This is a genomic window from Pseudomonas sp. IT-P12 (assembly GCF_949767465.1).
GTDB lineage: Bacteria > Pseudomonadota > Gammaproteobacteria > Pseudomonadales > Pseudomonadaceae > Aquipseudomonas.
In genome coordinates this window covers 139,375-154,747 of the sequence record NZ_CATKPY010000022.1, presented here as the reverse complement: position 1 = coordinate 154,747, position 15,373 = coordinate 139,375, and the positions used below count along the sequence as shown (strand labels likewise).

The following is a 15,373-nucleotide window of genomic DNA, read 5'->3' as shown; positions in this document are numbered from 1 at the left end:
GCCCCATGGCCAAGATGTCCCTTTTCCTCGGTGGATTTCTGGTGTTGACCCTGTTGATCGGTGCATTGGCGACGATTTCGCCGGTTTGAGGTTATCCGAGGCTTTGAATCTCTCGCAGGAACGGGCTTGCCCGCGAAGAGGCCGGCACTGACACCCTGTTGGTTGCCTGTGCTGACGTATTCGCGAGCAAGCCCGTTCCCACAAGGTGTAGCGTGGGTTCAAATCATCACTTCAGGTCGAAGCGGTCCAGGTTCATCACCTTGGTCCAGGCCGCGACGAAGTCCTTGACGAATTTCTCCTTGGAATCGTTGCTGGCATAGACCTCGGCCAGGGCGCGCAACTGCGCATGGGAGCCGAAGACCAGGTCAACCCGCGTACCGGTCCATTTCACCTGACCGGTTTTGCGATCCCGTGCTTCGAACGTCTCGTTGCTCGCCGACGTGGGTTTCCATTCCACACCCATGCCGAGCAGGTTCCTGAAGAAGTCGTTGGTCAATTTCTCCTTTTCGGTGGTGAACACGCCATGCCGGGTTTGGCCGACGTTGGTGTCCAACACCCGCAGGCCGCCGATCAGCGCAGTCATCTCGGGGGCGCTGAGGGTCAGCTGTTGCGCCTTGTCGATCAGCAAATGTTCCTGGGACACGCTGAAGGCGTTTTTGCTGTAGTTGCGAAAGCCGTCGGCAATGGGTTCGAGGAACCCGAAGGACTGCACATCGGTTTGCGCTTGCGAGGCGTCCATCCTTCCCGGAGTGAACGCAACCGTCACACTGTGCCCGGCGTTTTTCGCGGCCTGTTCGACGCCGGCGCTGCCGGCCAGCACGATCAGGTCGGCCAGCGAGATCTTCTTGCCAGCGCCTTGCGCACCATTGAATTCGGCCTGGATACCTTCGAGTTTCGCCAGCACGCCGGCCAGTTGGTCGGGCTGGTTGGCCTGCCAGAATTTCTGCGGTGCCAGGCGCAGGCGGCCACCATTGGCCCCGCCGCGTTTGTCGGAGCCACGGAAGGTCGACGCCGCCGCCCAGGCCGTCGACACCAGCTGCGAAACACTCAGACCGGAGGCGAGGATCTTGCCCTTGAGCGCGGCCACGTCGGCGTCGTCAACCAGAGGATGGTCGACCTTGGGGATCGGGTCTTGCCACAGCAACTCCTCACTGGGCATTTCCGGGCCCAGATAACGCGAGAGCGGGCCCATGTCGCGATGGATCAGCTTGAACCAGGCGCGGGCGAAGGCGTCGGCGAGCTGATCGGGATTCTCCAGGAAGCGCCGCGAAATCGGCTCGTAGATCGGGTCGAAGCGCAGGGCCAGGTCCGAGGTCAGCATGGTGGGACTGTGGCGCTTGGTCGGGTCGTGGGCATCGGGAATGGTCCCGGCACCGGCGCCGTCCTTGGCCACCCACTGATGGGCGCCGGCCGGGCTCTTGGTCAGCTCCCACTCGAAGCCGAACAGGTTTTCGAAGTAGTTGTTGCTCCACTGCGTGGGCGTGGTGGTCCAGGTCACTTCCAGGCCGCTGGTGATGGTGTCCGGCCCCTTGCCGGTGCCGAAACTGTTTTTCCAGCCCAGACCCTGTTGCTCGAGGCCCGCCGCTTCCGGTTCGGGACCCACATTGTCGGCAGGCCCCGCGCCGTGGGTTTTACCGAAGGCGTGCCCCCCGGCGATCAGGGCCACGGTTTCCTCGTCGTTCATGGCCATGCGGCCGAAGGTTTCACGGATGTCCAGGGCCGATGCCACCGGGTCCGGGTTGCCTTCAGGGCCTTCCGGGTTGACGTAGATCAGGCCCATCTGCACGGCGGCCAGCGGGTTTTCCAGGTTGCGCCCGTGGTCGGTACGGCTGTCTTCGTTTCGTCCGGGCTCGGCCACCAGCGGTACATCGCCGGGCTCCTGCACGGGTTCCTTGCTTTTGCCGTAACGGGTGTCGCCACCCAGCCAGGTGTTCTCCGAGCCCCAGTACACGTCTTCGTCCGGTTCCCAGACATCGGGCCGTCCACCGGAAAAGCCGAAAGTCTTGAAGCCCATGGATTCCAGCGCGACGTTACCGGTCAGGACGATCAGGTCCGCCCAGGACAGGTTGCGCCCGTATTTTTGCTTGATCGGCCAGAGCAGCCGGCGTGCCTTGTCGAGGCTGACGTTGTCCGGCCAGCTGTTGAGCGGGGCGAAGCGTTGCTGGCCGGAACCGGCACCGCCACGTCCGTCACCGGTGCGGTAGGTGCCGGCCGCGTGCCAGGCCATGCGCACGAACAGGGGCCCGTAATGACCGAAGTCGGCGGGCCACCAGTCTTGCGAGTCGGTCATCAGTGCCGTCAGGTCGCGCTTGACCGCCGCGAAGTCAAGTTCCTTGAAGGCTTTGGCGTAGTCGAAACCCTCGTCCATGGGGTCGGACAGGGAGGAGTGCTGGTGCAGGATCTTCAGGTTCAGCTGGTTCGGCCACCAGTCGCGGTTGGTCGTGCCACCGCCAGCGGCGTGATTGAAAGGGCATTTCGATTCATTTGCCATGTGCGAGCTACCTTTGGTCGTGTTCATCCGGCTATCGGGCCCGAAAGGGCGTTAAACAGCGACGAGCGGAATGAATGCCACAGGCTTCAAGGCCAGCGTTGGACCACACAGGCAACGGGAACAGCGGCAACCGAGTGGCCGATGCGGTCGGGGGCCTAGTCAAGCTTCGGGCGCATTCCTGTCTCCTTTTCAATGCTAATCCGGCCGGCTTATGGCGCCAGCGCAGACTAAGGGTAGACCCGAGTCGGGGACTCAGCTAATAGCCTCAGTGTTGCATGGCCATAGACAGAATCTTTCGTCTAATACCTTGAGATAAAGTGCTTTTGACAGCGCGCTTCTAGATAATGGCAAAACAATATCAATTATAAATAAAGTGCCAGCGGGGCCGGCGTGCACAACGTAGAACGGACCGCGCTGGTGAAGTTTTGTCTTCTCGAGAAAGTCCATGCCTAATCGCTCTTTGCACTTCAAGTTGTTCTGGACGGCGCTGATCGGAGCCGTCGTCGTGATGGCCCTGTTACTGGGCTCCATCGCTTACATCGCCTACGGCTCGTCAGTCAGGGAAACCGCGGCGCTGGTCGACACCATCGTCAAGGCCAACGCCAAGGAGGTCGAAGTTGAACTGGGTGTCGGTTTTACCGTGGCCGAATCGTTGGCCAGCGCCGCAACGGCTTTGCAACAACAACAGGCCGAGCGCAAGACCGCCGACGCCGTGACCCGCCAACTGCTGGAAGCCAACCCGCAATTGCTGGGGCTGGGACAATACTGGGAACCCAACGCGTTCGACGGCAAGGACAGTGAGTTCGTCGACCAGCCGAACCACGACGGGACGGGCCGCTTTCTGACCTACTGGAACCGTGCGAATGGTTCGGTGAAGTCGGAAGTCCTGGTGGGGTATTCGCCGGAGAATGCCGATAACCAGTATTACTACCAACCGCTGCACAGCCGACAGCCCTGGGCGTCGGAGCCCTACGTCTACAGCACCGGCAATGGCCAGAAAGTCATGCTGGTGTCGATCATGGCGCCGCTGCTGCAAGGGGGTAAGGCGGTGGGCGTGGCGGGGGTCGATATCCCGCTTGAAAGCATCAGGCAGCAACTGGCGAAGATCGATGCCTACAAGGGCTATGGCGCGCTGATATCCAGTAATGGCCTGTACGCCAGCCACCCCGACGACAAGCGCTTGAGCCAGCCGGCCGACGATTTGCCAGCGGCGGCCAGGGACGCGATCAAGGCGGGCCAGCCCTACAGCTTCCAGCACGATGGCTGGGGTTACATGCTGCAACCGGTGCACATCGGCAAGTCGCCCAACACCTGGGCGTTGATGGTGGCGTACCCGCTGGCCGAGGCCATGGCCGGGATCAATCAGTTTCTCTGGACGGCGGTGATCATCGGTTGGGTGGCACTGCTGGTGCTGGCCATCGTGCTGTGGCATCTGCTGGCGTGGCAGATCCGTCCGCTGTCGGGTTTGACCACCGGCATCCAAGCCTGGGGCGGCGAGTTGGGCTTGCGTTTCGAGCAACGCAGTGGCGATGAAACCGGCAAGCTGGCCGGCGCGTTCAATCAGTTCATCCAGCGCCTGGGCGACCTGGTGGGCTCGATCCGCCACAGCAGCGGCGCCTTGATCCAGATCTCCGATCACCTGGGCGAGACCACCCAGGCCGTGGCCGAACGGGCGACGTCGCAGCACACCGCCACCGAAGAAATGGCCAGTGGCGTCACGGCGCTGGCGCACTCGGTGACCGAGATGTCGCAACAGGCCGAAGACGTCGAGCAACTGGCGCGCAACACCGAGAAGCTGACCCAGCACATCTCAGGCGACATGAGCCAGACCCTGGCGGGTATCACCCACATCGACCAGACCATGGACGTCGTTGCCGACACCGTGGGCGACCTGGAAAAACGCTCGCAGCAGATTGCCGGGATCATCGCCGTGATCCGCAGCATTGCCGACCAGACCAACCTCTTGGCGCTCAACGCGGCGATTGAAGCGGCGCGGGCAGGGGAGCAGGGGCGCGGGTTCGCGGTGGTGGCCGACGAAGTGCGGCAGCTGGCGGAACGCACCAGCCGTTCGACCGGTGAAATCGGCGAGATGATCGGCGCCATCGGTTCGGACGTGCGCAACACGGTGGCCAACGTCCAGCAGGTCGGCGAAGCGGTGCGTGAGGGGGTGGTGCAACTGACCACCTCGGCCCAGGGGGTCGAGCAGATTCGCCAGCATGCCCAGGACATCCTGACGCGCATCAGCGAAGTGGCGCGCCAGACCCAAAGCCAGGCGGCGACGGGTGAGCAACTGTCGGTGGCGATCCAGGGCGTCAGCCGGATTTCCGAGCAGAATGACCAGGCGATCCGCAGCCTGCTCGATCAGTCGGTGCAATTGCGCGATCAGGCGGGTTCCTTGAACCAGCAACTGACCCAGTTCAAGGATTGAGTCGAGGACGGAGGTTGCGTCGGCCGCCGCCTCCGTTCTCTGCTGTCACATCAGCGGGATGCTGTAGCTGACGATCAGGCGATTCTGGTCCTGGTTGCGGCTCGCCTCGCTGTTGGACTTGCCATTGCGCCAGCCAAGCCCCACCCCCTTGAGTGCACCCGACTGGACCGTGTAATCCAGGCTGAAGTCGCGCTCCCACTCCTTCTGGGTGTTGCCCGTGGCGGTCTTGATGTTGTCGCCGCTGAGGTAGATGACGGATGCCTTCAAACCCGGCACGCCAAGCGCTGCAAAGTCATACGCATACTGGCCGAACGCGGTGCGCTCGCCGGCGCGGGTGAAGGTCTGGATCAGGCGATCGGTATACAGGTAAAGACTGACGCCGCCGGCGCCCTTGTCCGGCAGGCCGCCCTGGTTGAGTTGTGTGAAGCCGCTGCCGCTGGACACGCTCTGGTAGCCTGCGGTGAAAGCATGGGCGCCGAGGCTGTAAATCAACGCGGCGCTCCAGGTGCGGTTGTCGATTTCGCCATCATTGCCGTCGGTATAGCCGCTGATCCGGTAGCCCGAGGTGCCCGAACCGTTCTTGCCGGACGAATCGGTCTTGAAGTAGCGCAGGTCGGTTTTCAGCGATTGATTGTCCGTGATCGTCCATGTGTGCAGCAGGCCGAAAAACTGCTGGCTGTAGTAGTCATCCAGGTGGGCGTAGTAATACTGGGCAGTCAGGTCGCGGGTGATTTTCCAGTCGCCACCGGCAAAATCGAACGCGTTGCTTTCCCGGGTGCCTCCGGTCGCCGCCAGGCCCGTCTGGTCGCTGGAACCGCGGCCGGTGGCGTGTTCGATGCGCCCGCCGATGAGGGTCAGGTCCTTGAACTCGCTGGAGGTGATCTGCCCACCCTCGAACGTCTGGGGCAGCAGGCGGCCGTCGTTCGCCACCAGAATCGGCAGTTTCGGCATCAGCGTACCCAGGCGCAGCTCGGTTTTCGACACCCTGACCTTGCCGGTCAGGCCCAGGCGGCTCCACTCGTCCACGGCGCTGTCGTCGCTGTCCGATGGGATCATGCTGCTGCCGACATGGCGCCCCTTGCCGCTGTCCAGGGTCACGCCTATCAGGCCCAACGCATCGACGCCAAAACCGATCATGCCGTCGGTGTAGCCCGACTTGAAATCCAGCAGGAATCCCTGGGCCCATTCTTCGGTTTTCGACGGCACCGCCGTCCCGTCGCGGTTGTCGTTGTTGAAGTAGAAATTTTTCAGCCCCAGTGTCGCCTTGCTGTCGCGCAAAAAATCCGCGTGCGCCTGGCTGCCGAAGGTCATGGCGCCCAAAGCCAGGGTGATAACGGTGTACTTGCTGCTCATGTAAAACGCCCCATTTTCTTGTAGTTGGATTCGCGAGGGTGACTCCCGCCGGCCGATGCGCGGACGGCGGGAGCGAGGTGTTCGGCTCAGATCCCCAGCACGTTGGCGCCGATGCACGGATCAATGCCGCGTTCCAGGCGACGCGGGTGGACGATCACGGTGATCTCCATCGAGCCGGTGGTCACCTCGAAATCGAGGATGTGGCCACCGTAGGCCTGAAACGTGGCATCGCCGGCGACACCGTGCATGTGGATCGACGGCTGATCGTTTTTCCAGGCCAGCGAGCCGGTGATGCTGGCCATCTCGACGTTGTTCAGGACTTTTGGATCGAAGTCTTTCTTGTCTTTGTTCCAGAACCCGAACTTGACGTTGCCGAAGCCGATCCCGCTGATCGAGGCGCTGGGGATCTTTTCGGTGATGGCCAGTTTGGTCAGCTCCTTGAAGGCGTTGTCACCCATGCGCAGCACCATCAGGTAACCGGTGGGTGTGCGGGTGTAGCGGGTTGTGGTTTCGGTGGCGCATTGCATGGGCGTTGTCGTCGCGGAAGGTGTGGTTTCGGCCAGGGCCTGTGGTGTGTCGGAGGTGCCGACCAGCCAGGCGACGCTCATGGCGAGCATCAATTTACCCAAGCGGTGTTTCGGGTGACGTGGAACGTGCATGGTGCTTCCTCGGTTATTGTTGTTGTGAGCGATTGAGCGGGGTAAAACCGATTTCAGGGCGAGCGAACCCGGCGCCTGTCACTCGACAGGCGCGCGGATGTGGGTTGAAACGGGCGGCGGGTTACAGCGCCTGGCGGTGACTGACGCCATCGACCAGCCGGGTGATGCCCAGCGGGTTGGCGTTCTTCAGGGCGTCCGGCAACAGGCGGTCGGGGCAGTTCTGGAAACACACCGGGCGCAGGAAGCGGTCGATCGCCAGGGTGCCGACCGATGTGCCGCGCGCATCCGATGTGGCCGGGTAAGGCCCGCCATGCACCATGGCATCGCAGACTTCCACGCCGGTGGGGTAACCGTTGAACAGCACGCGTCCGACTTTCTGTTCCAGCAGTGACAGGATCGGGTCCAGGCCGGCCAGGTCAGCGTCTTCGGCAATCAGCGTGGCGGTCAACTGGCCGCGCAAGCCGTGTAACGCCTGGAGCAGTTCGGCGTGGTCGGCGACTTCGACGACCAGGGTGGCGGGACCGAACACTTCCTCCTGAAGCCGCTCATCGCCGTTGATCAGCAGGCTGACATCGGCCTTGAACAGCTGCGCCCGTGCCTGATTGCCCTGCTGTGGGTTGCCGGCCAGGTGGGTGATGCCAGGGTGCGCGTGCAGGTGTTCCAGGCCCTGGCAATAACTGTTCAGGGCACCGGCGTTGAGCATGGTCTGCGCCGGTTGTTGATCGAACAACGTGCTCAAGCGTTGCAAAAACCCAGTGAACTGCGGCGAGCGAATGCCCAGCACCAGACCGGGGTTGGTGCAGAACTGGCCGGCGCCCAACACGACCGACGCGCTCAGTTCGGCGGCGATCTGTTCACCGCGGGCGTTCAACGCTTCGGGCATCAGCAACACCGGGTTGATGCTGCTCATCTCGGCGAACACCGGGATCGGTTGCGCTCGGGCTGCGGCCATGTCGCACAAGGCCCGGCCGCCGCGCAGCGAACCGGTGAAACCGACCGCCTGGATCGCCGGATGCTTGACCAGCGCCTCGCCGACACTGCCGTAGAGCAGGCTGAACACGCCGTTGGGCATACCGGTTTTTTGCGCGGCGCGGGTAATCGCATCGGCGACGTAATCGGCCGTCGCCATGTGCCCGCTGTGGGCCTTGAACACTACCGGGCAGCCGGCGGCAAGGGCCGAGGCGGTGTCTCCACCGGCGGTGGAGAAGGCCAGCGGGAAGTTGCTGGCGCCGAACACCGCGACCGGGCCGAGTCCGGTGCGGTACTGACGCAAATCCGGGCGAGGCAATGGCTGCCGGTCCAGCAACGCGCGGTCGATGCGTGCAGCGTAGAAATCCCCCCGCCGCAGCAAGGTTGCGAACAGACGCATCTGGCCGCTGGTGCGAGCCCGCTCACCCTGGATTCGTGCGGCGGGCAGGGCAGTTTCCCGGCACACCAGGTGGATGAACGACGCGTCCAGGGCGTCCAGTTCGGCAGCAATGGCATCGAGGAAGCCTGCACGACGCTCGGCGGAAAAGTGGCGGTACGCCGGATAAGCCATGGCGGCGGCTTCGGCAGCGGCATTCACCTCCTCGTTCGTCGCCTGATGGAAACGATAGGGCAGGGCTTCGCCGGTGCTGGCATCGTGGCTTTGCAGAGTGTGGCTGCCCTTGGCCGAACGGCTGCCGGCAATGTAGTTATGGCCTGAAACTTCAAACATGTTGAACTCCTGATAAAGACTGCAGATCGGCTCAAGCGAGCCGGTAGATGCGCCGGGCGTTGTCATGAAACAGGGCGAGCCGCTCGCTGCGGGGGCGTGACATGACCAGGGTCTTGAATCCGTCGAACACCTCGCTGAGGCTGTTCACCACGCCATCGACCGGGTAGTTGCTGGCGAATGCGCAGCGCCTGACGTCAAAGATCGAGATCGCGTCGTCGACCACCCGGCGGTTCGCTTCGACGGGCCACGCTTGGCCGGGGATGCAAATACCGGAAATTTTCAGCACGACATTTGCCTCCCGCGCCAGCAGCGCCAGGTTGTCGCGCCAGCCGGCCAGACCGGCTTCGGAGCGATCAGCCGGCAGAGCGGTGTGATTGACCACAATGGGCACGTCGGGAAAATCCCGCGCCAGTTCGGCGGCTTCCGGGAGGTGCCACCACGGTGCCTGCAATTCGAAGTGCAGGCCGTGCCGTGCCAGCTGCGCGTAACCGTCGCGCCAGCGCGGATCACGCATGGAACCGGCGGCGGCATAGTCTGCCCGCCAGTGCTCGCGGGTCGTCACCGCCGGCTTGTGGCGAATGCCCCGCACCAACGGGTGAGCGCCGTACAGGCGCAGCAGCTCGCCGATGTCCTCGCGATCGAGCCAGGCCTGCGCCACCATGGCGCCTACGCTGGATTCCTCCTGCGCCAGGGCGTCGACGAAAGCCACTTCATCGGCCGGGGTCGCCGGGTCCCATTCGCCTTCGATGACCACCGTCTGAACCACGCGATGATGGCCGGCCAGGCGTCGATAGTCCGCTGGCAGGAAATTGCGGCAGATCGACGAGTAATCGCCATAGCGGAAGGGCCGCAACGGGCGGTCGTTCAACCAGGGGTAGTAATGGTTTTCGACGTCGAAGTAATGCTGGTGCGCGTCGATGATGGGCAGGTCCGCGTCGTCGCCGCTGGCGAGAAAACGCGCGCGCCAGTCGATGGCTGCAAGGTCATTCATGGTCTGGCTCCAACCGATAGAAGCGCCGGGCGTTGCCGGCGAACACGGCTTCCTGCACGGCGCGGCCCATGGGCGCGAGCATCCTGGCCACGCCATCGGCAATCGTGTCGTAGGAAGCGCGCAACCCCGCTACCGGGAAATTGCTGGCGAACATGCAGCGCCTGGCACCGAAAATCTCCAGCGCGGTCAGCACCACCAACCGGTTGTCCTCGTAGTGCCAGGGTGAATCCTTGAGCCCGAACTCCGACAGCTTGATATGTACGTTGGGCTGCAAGGCCAGTGCCTCCAGACCTTTGCGCCAGCGGGCCATGCCCTCGGGGCTGCGGTCCCAGGCAAAACCGGTGTGATTGAGGGCGATTTGAATCCGGGGAAACATCGCCGCCACCTCGGCGGCCTCGACCAGGTGCCAGGGCGGCACCCGCAGGTCCCACGACAGATCATGATCGGCCAGCCGCGAAAACCCTTCGAGCCAGCGTGGGTCCTGCAGGGTCCCCCGGGCCCCGGCGACACTGACATGCGGCGACGCCGAGGTCACCGGTTTCGAGCGGATGCCCTTGACGAGCGGGTGGGCGGCCTGGGCGGCGAGGATGTCGGCGCTGTCCTCGCGGTCGAACCAGGCATGCGCGACGATCGCGTTCGGGAAGCCGAAGCGGGCGTGCACCTGCTCCAGCCAGCGGGTCTCGGCGAGCTGTTCGTCACGGGCACGCTCGGCTTCGACGTGCACCGTGCCGATCAGGCGCTGGCGCTGGCTCAGGGCGAGAAAATGTCCGGGCAGGAAATCCTTGCGCAGGCGGCGATAGTCACCGAGGAAAAAGTCCTCGTGGTATTCCTCCTGCAACCAGGGATAACGGCCGTTGCCCAGGTCCCAGAGGTGGTGATGAGCGTCGATCAACGGCAGCGCATCCTCGGCGGCCAGGCTGGGCATACCGTTGCGTTCATGGAGCGTGATCATGGCGGCAGCCCGGCTCAGCGCGACGCGGCGAATTGCGAGGGGCTGAGCACGCCGTCCTCGACTTCGCCCGCTGCCGCAGCGTCGGCCTTGGCCCGGACGCGACCGCGCAGCTTGGCGACGTTGACCACGACCCGGGTGTGCGCGGCGGTGGCGACCAGTTCGACCTCATCGCGCACTTCGACATTGAAGGTGACGCTGCGACCTTCAACGCGGGTGACGGTGGCGGTGATGCTCACCGACATGCCCAACAGTGTCGCACCGACGTGGCGAATATCGACCGCTGCGCCGACGGTGTTCTCGCCTTCGTCGAGGAAGGTCAGCAGGTAGTCGAGGCAGGTCTGTTCGATGTCGTCCACCAGTCGCGGCGTGGCGTAGATGCGCAGGTCCTCGCCAAGAAACGAGATGGTGCGCGGTGTGTCGACGGTCAGTCGGCGCTCGGTGGCCGTGCCGGTCTGGAGTGTGGAGAAATTCATGGCAAACCTCGTGGTTGAGTGGTCGAAATCACTTGTTGGGCAGGAAACCGATGGAGATCCACGGCACGGCGATCAGCACCCCGAGGGCGACTACCAGTGCACCGAGGTACGGCCAGACCCTCCGCATGGCGCCGCTGGGGTCGACCTTGGCAATGGCGCATGCGGCATAGAAGCCCACGCCGAACGGCGGCGCGAACAGGCCCAGGCCCATGGCGAAGATCGCCACCATCGCGTAGTGCACATCGTTGATGCCCAGGGTCTTGGCAATCGGAAACAACAACGGGCCGAACAGCACAATGGCCGGGATGCCTTCCAGGAAACTGCCGAGCAGGATGAAGGCCACTGCGGAAATGATCAGGAAGCCCATGGCGCCGCCGGGCACCGTGGCCATGACTTGCGCCAGTTGGTGCGAGAAGCCCGACTGGGTCAGAGCCCAGGCCATGGCCGTGGCGCTGCCGATGATGATCAGGATCGCCCCGGACAGCGACGCGGTGCTGACCAGGATCGGGTACAGCCGGCGCCAGTCGAAGCAGCGGTAGCACAGCAGGCCGACGATGAAGGTGTAGGCCACGCCGATGGCCGCGACTTCGGTGGCGGTGGCCACGCCTTCGACCACCGCCGTGCGGATCACGAAGGGCAGGGCCAGTGCGGGCACGGCCAGCAGCAGCGAGTGGCCGATTTCCTTGCCCGACGCGCGTTTGCCCTTGGACGCCTGGCCCTTGCGGTTTTTCCACCAGATCACCGCCGCCATGGCAATCGCCCCGACCACCGCCGGCATGAAGCCGCCGGTGAACAGTGCGGAAATCGACACGCCGGTCACCGAGCCGATGGTAATCAGCACCAGGCTTGGCGGGATGGTTTCCGACATGGCGCCGGAGGCGTTGAGCATCGCCACCAGTTCGTTTTCATCTTCGCCACGCTTCTTCATTTCCGGAAACAGCGCCGGGGCGATGGCCGCCATGTCCGCCGCTTTCGAGCCGGAAATGCCCGAGATCAGGTAAATCGCGCCGATCAGCACGTACGACAGGCCGCCACGCACGTGGCCGATCAACGAGCACAGGAAGCGAATCATCGCCCGCGCCATGCCCATGGCCTCGATCAGCGCGCCGAGGAACACGAACAGCGGGATGGCCAGCAGAATAAGGCTGGCCATGCCTTCGTCCATCCGCCCCACCACCAGGGTCAGTGGTGTGCTGGTCATGCTCGACAGGTACGCCACCGTCGCCAGGCCGAACGCGACCATGATCGGCACGCCGATAACGATCATCGCCATCACCCCGATCATGAAGAAAATCACCAGGTTCCAGTTGCCCATCAACAGCATCGAGCTTTCGCCGACCCACAACAGCGCTCCCAGGGACGCGAGCATCGCCACCGACACCGAAAAGTCGATCAATCGCGCCCGCGTCAGCAGGCGGGCGACGCAGGTCATCAGCATCAGGCTCAGGCCGACGGCAATCGCCGACACGCGAAACGCATTGGGGATTTCCAGGGCGGCGGTGGTGATGATCCATTCGTCGGTGACGTACTCCCAGGCAGGAGTGAACAGCAGCCCGATGAAGGTGATGACGATCACCGCGCCGAGGGTGTCGACGAATTCGCGTTTTTCCACTGAGAGCCGCGCGATGAACGAGGTCAGACGCATGTGCTCGCCGCGCCGCATCGCCACCACCGAGCCGAGCATCGCCAGCCACAGGAACAGCAGCGAAGCCAGTTCGTCACCCCAGACGATCGGCTGGTTGAGCACGTAGCGCGAAAAGACGTTGCAGAACAGCAGGGCGACTTCGATCACCACCAGCAACGCCGCGCTGCCTTCGGTCAGCCAGCGCAGTCCGGTATCGAGTGCGCGTCCCAGGCGAAAGGTGGCCTGGCGCGGGCTGAGTCCTTCAGCAGGGGGAACGTCCGTCATTGGTATCTCGTTTTTCATGACTGTGTCTCCGGCTTAGGACAGTTGACCTGCGTACTGCTCGAGCAGGCTCCAGGCTTCTGCACCGTATTTTTCCTTCCACTGGCTATAGAAACCCTTGGATTGCAGGTCGGTCCTGAACAGTGAGCGGTCGACCTTGTTGAAGGTGATGCCGTGGGCGGTCAGAGACGGCTCGAGACTGGCGTTGAGGTCGATCACCTGCTGACGCTGGACCAGGGCGGCGGCGTTGATCTGCCGTGAGACGATTTCCTGCACGTCCGCAGGTAGCTTGGGAAAGGTCTTGCCGGAGGCGACGATCCAGAACCCGCCCCAGATGTGGTCGGTCATGGAGCAGAACTTCTGCACTTCGTAGAAGCGTGCCGACTCGACCACCACCAGCGGGTTTTCCTGGCCGTCGACCACTTTGGTCTGCAAGGCCGAATAGGTTTCGTTGATGCTGATGCCGGTGGGCGAGGCGCCCAGGGCGCTGAACATCGACGTCCACAACGGGCTGACCAGGACGCGCAGCTTGAAGCCCGCGAGGTCCTGCGGCGTGTTGATCGGCCGGGTTGAGCTGGTGATCTGGCGGAAGCCGTTGTTCCAGACTTTCTCCATCGGAATCAGCCCGACCTTGGCGGTCTTCGCGCGCAGGTGCTCGCCGAGCTTGCCGTCCAGGGCCGACCAGACGCTGTCGTAGTCCTTGAAGGCGAACGGCATGCTTTCGATCGACATCACCGGCACCAGCGTCGACAGAATCGCGCCGGGCAGCGGAATGAAGTCGATGGCGCCGGCCCGTACCTGGGACAGCATGTCGGTGTCGCCACCCATGGCGCCGTTGGCGTACACCTGCAGGTCGACCGCGCCATTGGTTTCCGTCTTGATGGCTTGCGAGGCGGCTTTCATCTGCTGGTTCAACGGGTGGCTGTCGGGCAGGCTGCTGGTGTAACGCAGCACGATGGGTCTGGTCGCGGCGAAGACGCCGGATGGCAGCAGGCTGGCGGCAAACGCGCCACCCACGGTAGCGCCGGCAGAAACCAGGAAGGATCGGCGGCTGACGGACTCGGTCAAGATACGGCTCATGATGTTCACCTTCTTGTTTTTGTTGTTGTTCTGATGCCTGTAGGAGCGAGCTAGCTCGCGATGCGGTGTGTCCATCAGCACGGGGTCGCCTGACACAACTGATCGCGAGCGCTCGCTCCTGCCGGTGGCGTTTACGACGCGAGTGCCACGACGGCCTGGGTGCGGATCAGTTCGTCGATTTCGTCCTGCGCGTAGCCGCTTTCCTTGAGCACCTCGCGGGTGTGTTCGCCGAGCAGCGGCGCCGGGCGGCTGGTCGCTGGCGCGGCGTTGTCCATGTCGGAAAAGTGGATGGGCAAGCCCATGCCCCGGACCTTGCCCTCGGTGGGGTGATCGGTTTCAACCACCATGCCGCGCGCCTGGGTTTGCGGATGCGCCAGTGCCGCCGCGATGTCCAGCACCGGTCCGGCCGGCAGGCCGAGGCTGTCGAACAACACCATCCATTGATCGGTGGTACGCGCGACCAGCACTTCATTGAGGATTTCCACCAGGGCCAGGCGGTGTTCCATGCGCAAGGCGTTGCTGGCGAAGCGTGGGTCGGCCTTGAGTTGCGGCACGGCCAGCGCCTCGACCAGTCGTTCGTAGTTGGCCTGGTTGGCGGCACCGATGTTGATCCAGCCGTCCGCCGTGCGGAACACTTGATACGGCGCACTGGTGGAGTTGGCCGAGCCCATCTTGGGCAGGATGGTGCCGTCGGCGAAATACGCCGCTGCCGGCCAGTACATTTGTTGCAGGCCGGCCTCGAACAACGAGGTGTCGACCATCTGCCCCAGCCCGGTCCGCTGTTTCGCGGCGTAGGCGGCGCAGATGCCCAGGGCGGCGAGAATGCCGGAGTTGATGTCGGCCACCGGCGAGCCGGCCTTGACCGGCTCGCGTCCGGCTTCACCGGTCATGCTCATCATGCCGCTCATGCCTTGGGCGATCAGGTCGAAGCCGCCTTTGTCGCCGAACGGCCCGCTGCGTCCGTAACCGGAAATCGCGCAGTAGATCAGCCCGGGGTTGAGGGTCTTGAGGGTGTCGTAACCCAGGCCGAATTTTTCCATGGTGCCGGCGCGGTAGTTCTCCGTGACCACGTCCGCCTCCATCAGCAGGCGGCGCAACACATCACGTCCGCCGTCAGTCTTGAGGTTCAGGCCGATGCCGCGCTTGTTGCGGTTGACTACCATGAACGACGCCGATTCACCACTGGCCATGATCGGCGAAAAGCGCCGCGAGTCGTCGCCGTCCGGAACTTTCTCGACCTTCACCACGTCCGCGCCCATGTCTGCGAGCATCATGCCGCACACCGGCCCGGACATGATGTGAGCCAGTTCTACCACGCGCATTCCTGTCAGCGGTCCCATG

Annotated in this window: 10 protein-coding genes and 2 pseudogenes; 2 read left to right on the top strand and 10 right to left on the bottom strand. The window is 63.7% G+C overall.

Annotated elements, in window-relative coordinates; genetic code table 11:
* Nucleotides 1–226: 226 nt before the first annotated feature.
* On the bottom strand, nt 227–2,491 hold the full coding sequence (gene katG / locus ACM6IM_RS15355; protein WP_414865596.1) for a catalase/peroxidase HPI: 2,265 nt from the start codon (nt 2,489–2,491) through the stop codon (nt 227–229).
* Nucleotides 2,492–2,936: 445 nt separating this feature from the next.
* Between katG and ACM6IM_RS15350 the strand changes: the two are divergent.
* Nucleotides 2,937–4,058: pseudogene (locus tag ACM6IM_RS15350) on the top strand (methyl-accepting chemotaxis protein); the annotation flags it as partial.
* Nucleotides 4,059–4,382: 324 nt separating this feature from the next.
* Nucleotides 4,383–4,919: pseudogene (locus ACM6IM_RS15345) on the top strand (methyl-accepting chemotaxis protein); the annotation flags it as partial.
* A 45-nt stretch (nt 4,920–4,964) separates the two neighbouring features.
* On the opposite strand, the gene ACM6IM_RS15340 reads toward ACM6IM_RS15345, so the two are convergent.
* The 9 genes from ACM6IM_RS15340 to ACM6IM_RS15300 all read right to left on the bottom strand — a co-directional run bounded on the left by ACM6IM_RS15340 (nt 4,965) and on the right by ACM6IM_RS15300 (nt 15,372).
* Nucleotides 4,965–6,272 carry an OprD family porin gene (locus tag ACM6IM_RS15340; protein ID WP_414865595.1) on the bottom strand — a complete coding sequence of 436 codons (1,308 nt, stop codon included), beginning with the start codon at nt 6,270–6,272 and terminating at the stop codon, nt 4,965–4,967.
* 86 nt (nt 6,273–6,358) lie between these two features.
* Complete coding sequence (locus ACM6IM_RS15335) at nt 6,359–6,931, bottom strand: PPC domain-containing DNA-binding protein (RefSeq protein WP_414865594.1); 573 nt, start codon at nt 6,929–6,931, stop codon at nt 6,359–6,361.
* A 121-nt stretch (nt 6,932–7,052) separates the two neighbouring features.
* Nucleotides 7,053–8,630 carry an aldehyde dehydrogenase (NADP(+)) gene (locus ACM6IM_RS15330; protein ID WP_414865593.1) on the bottom strand — a complete coding sequence of 526 codons (1,578 nt, stop codon included), beginning with the start codon at nt 8,628–8,630 and terminating at the stop codon, nt 7,053–7,055.
* A 31-nt stretch (nt 8,631–8,661) separates the two neighbouring features.
* Nucleotides 8,662–9,621 (bottom strand): amidohydrolase family protein, encoded by a 960-nt coding sequence (locus ACM6IM_RS15325; protein WP_192303824.1) that lies wholly within the window; start codon nt 9,619–9,621, stop codon nt 8,662–8,664.
* A complete protein-coding gene (locus ACM6IM_RS15320; protein ID WP_414865592.1) occupies nt 9,614–10,573 on the bottom strand; it encodes an amidohydrolase family protein in 960 nt (319 codons plus the stop codon). Before ACM6IM_RS15320 ends, ACM6IM_RS15325 begins: the two co-directional genes overlap by 8 nt.
* A gap of 14 nt (nt 10,574–10,587) precedes the next feature.
* The gene (locus ACM6IM_RS15315) at nt 10,588–11,046 is read right to left on the bottom strand and encodes a thioesterase family protein (RefSeq protein WP_192303820.1); all 459 of its coding nucleotides are present in this window, start codon (nt 11,044–11,046) and stop codon (nt 10,588–10,590) included.
* 28 nt (nt 11,047–11,074) lie between these two features.
* Nucleotides 11,075–12,955 (bottom strand): TRAP transporter large permease subunit, encoded by a 1,881-nt coding sequence (locus ACM6IM_RS15310; RefSeq protein WP_225606892.1) that lies wholly within the window; start codon nt 12,953–12,955, stop codon nt 11,075–11,077.
* Between the two features lie 33 nt (nt 12,956–12,988).
* Nucleotides 12,989–14,032, bottom strand: coding sequence for a TRAP transporter substrate-binding protein (locus ACM6IM_RS15305; RefSeq protein WP_201190435.1), 1,044 nt, complete (start codon nt 14,030–14,032; stop codon nt 12,989–12,991).
* A 131-nt stretch (nt 14,033–14,163) separates the two neighbouring features.
* Nucleotides 14,164–15,372: a CaiB/BaiF CoA transferase family protein gene (locus ACM6IM_RS15300; RefSeq protein WP_051097664.1), complete on the bottom strand. Its 1,209-nt coding sequence runs from the start codon at nt 15,370–15,372 to the stop codon at nt 14,164–14,166.
* Between the last annotated feature and the right edge of the window lies 1 nt (nt 15,373).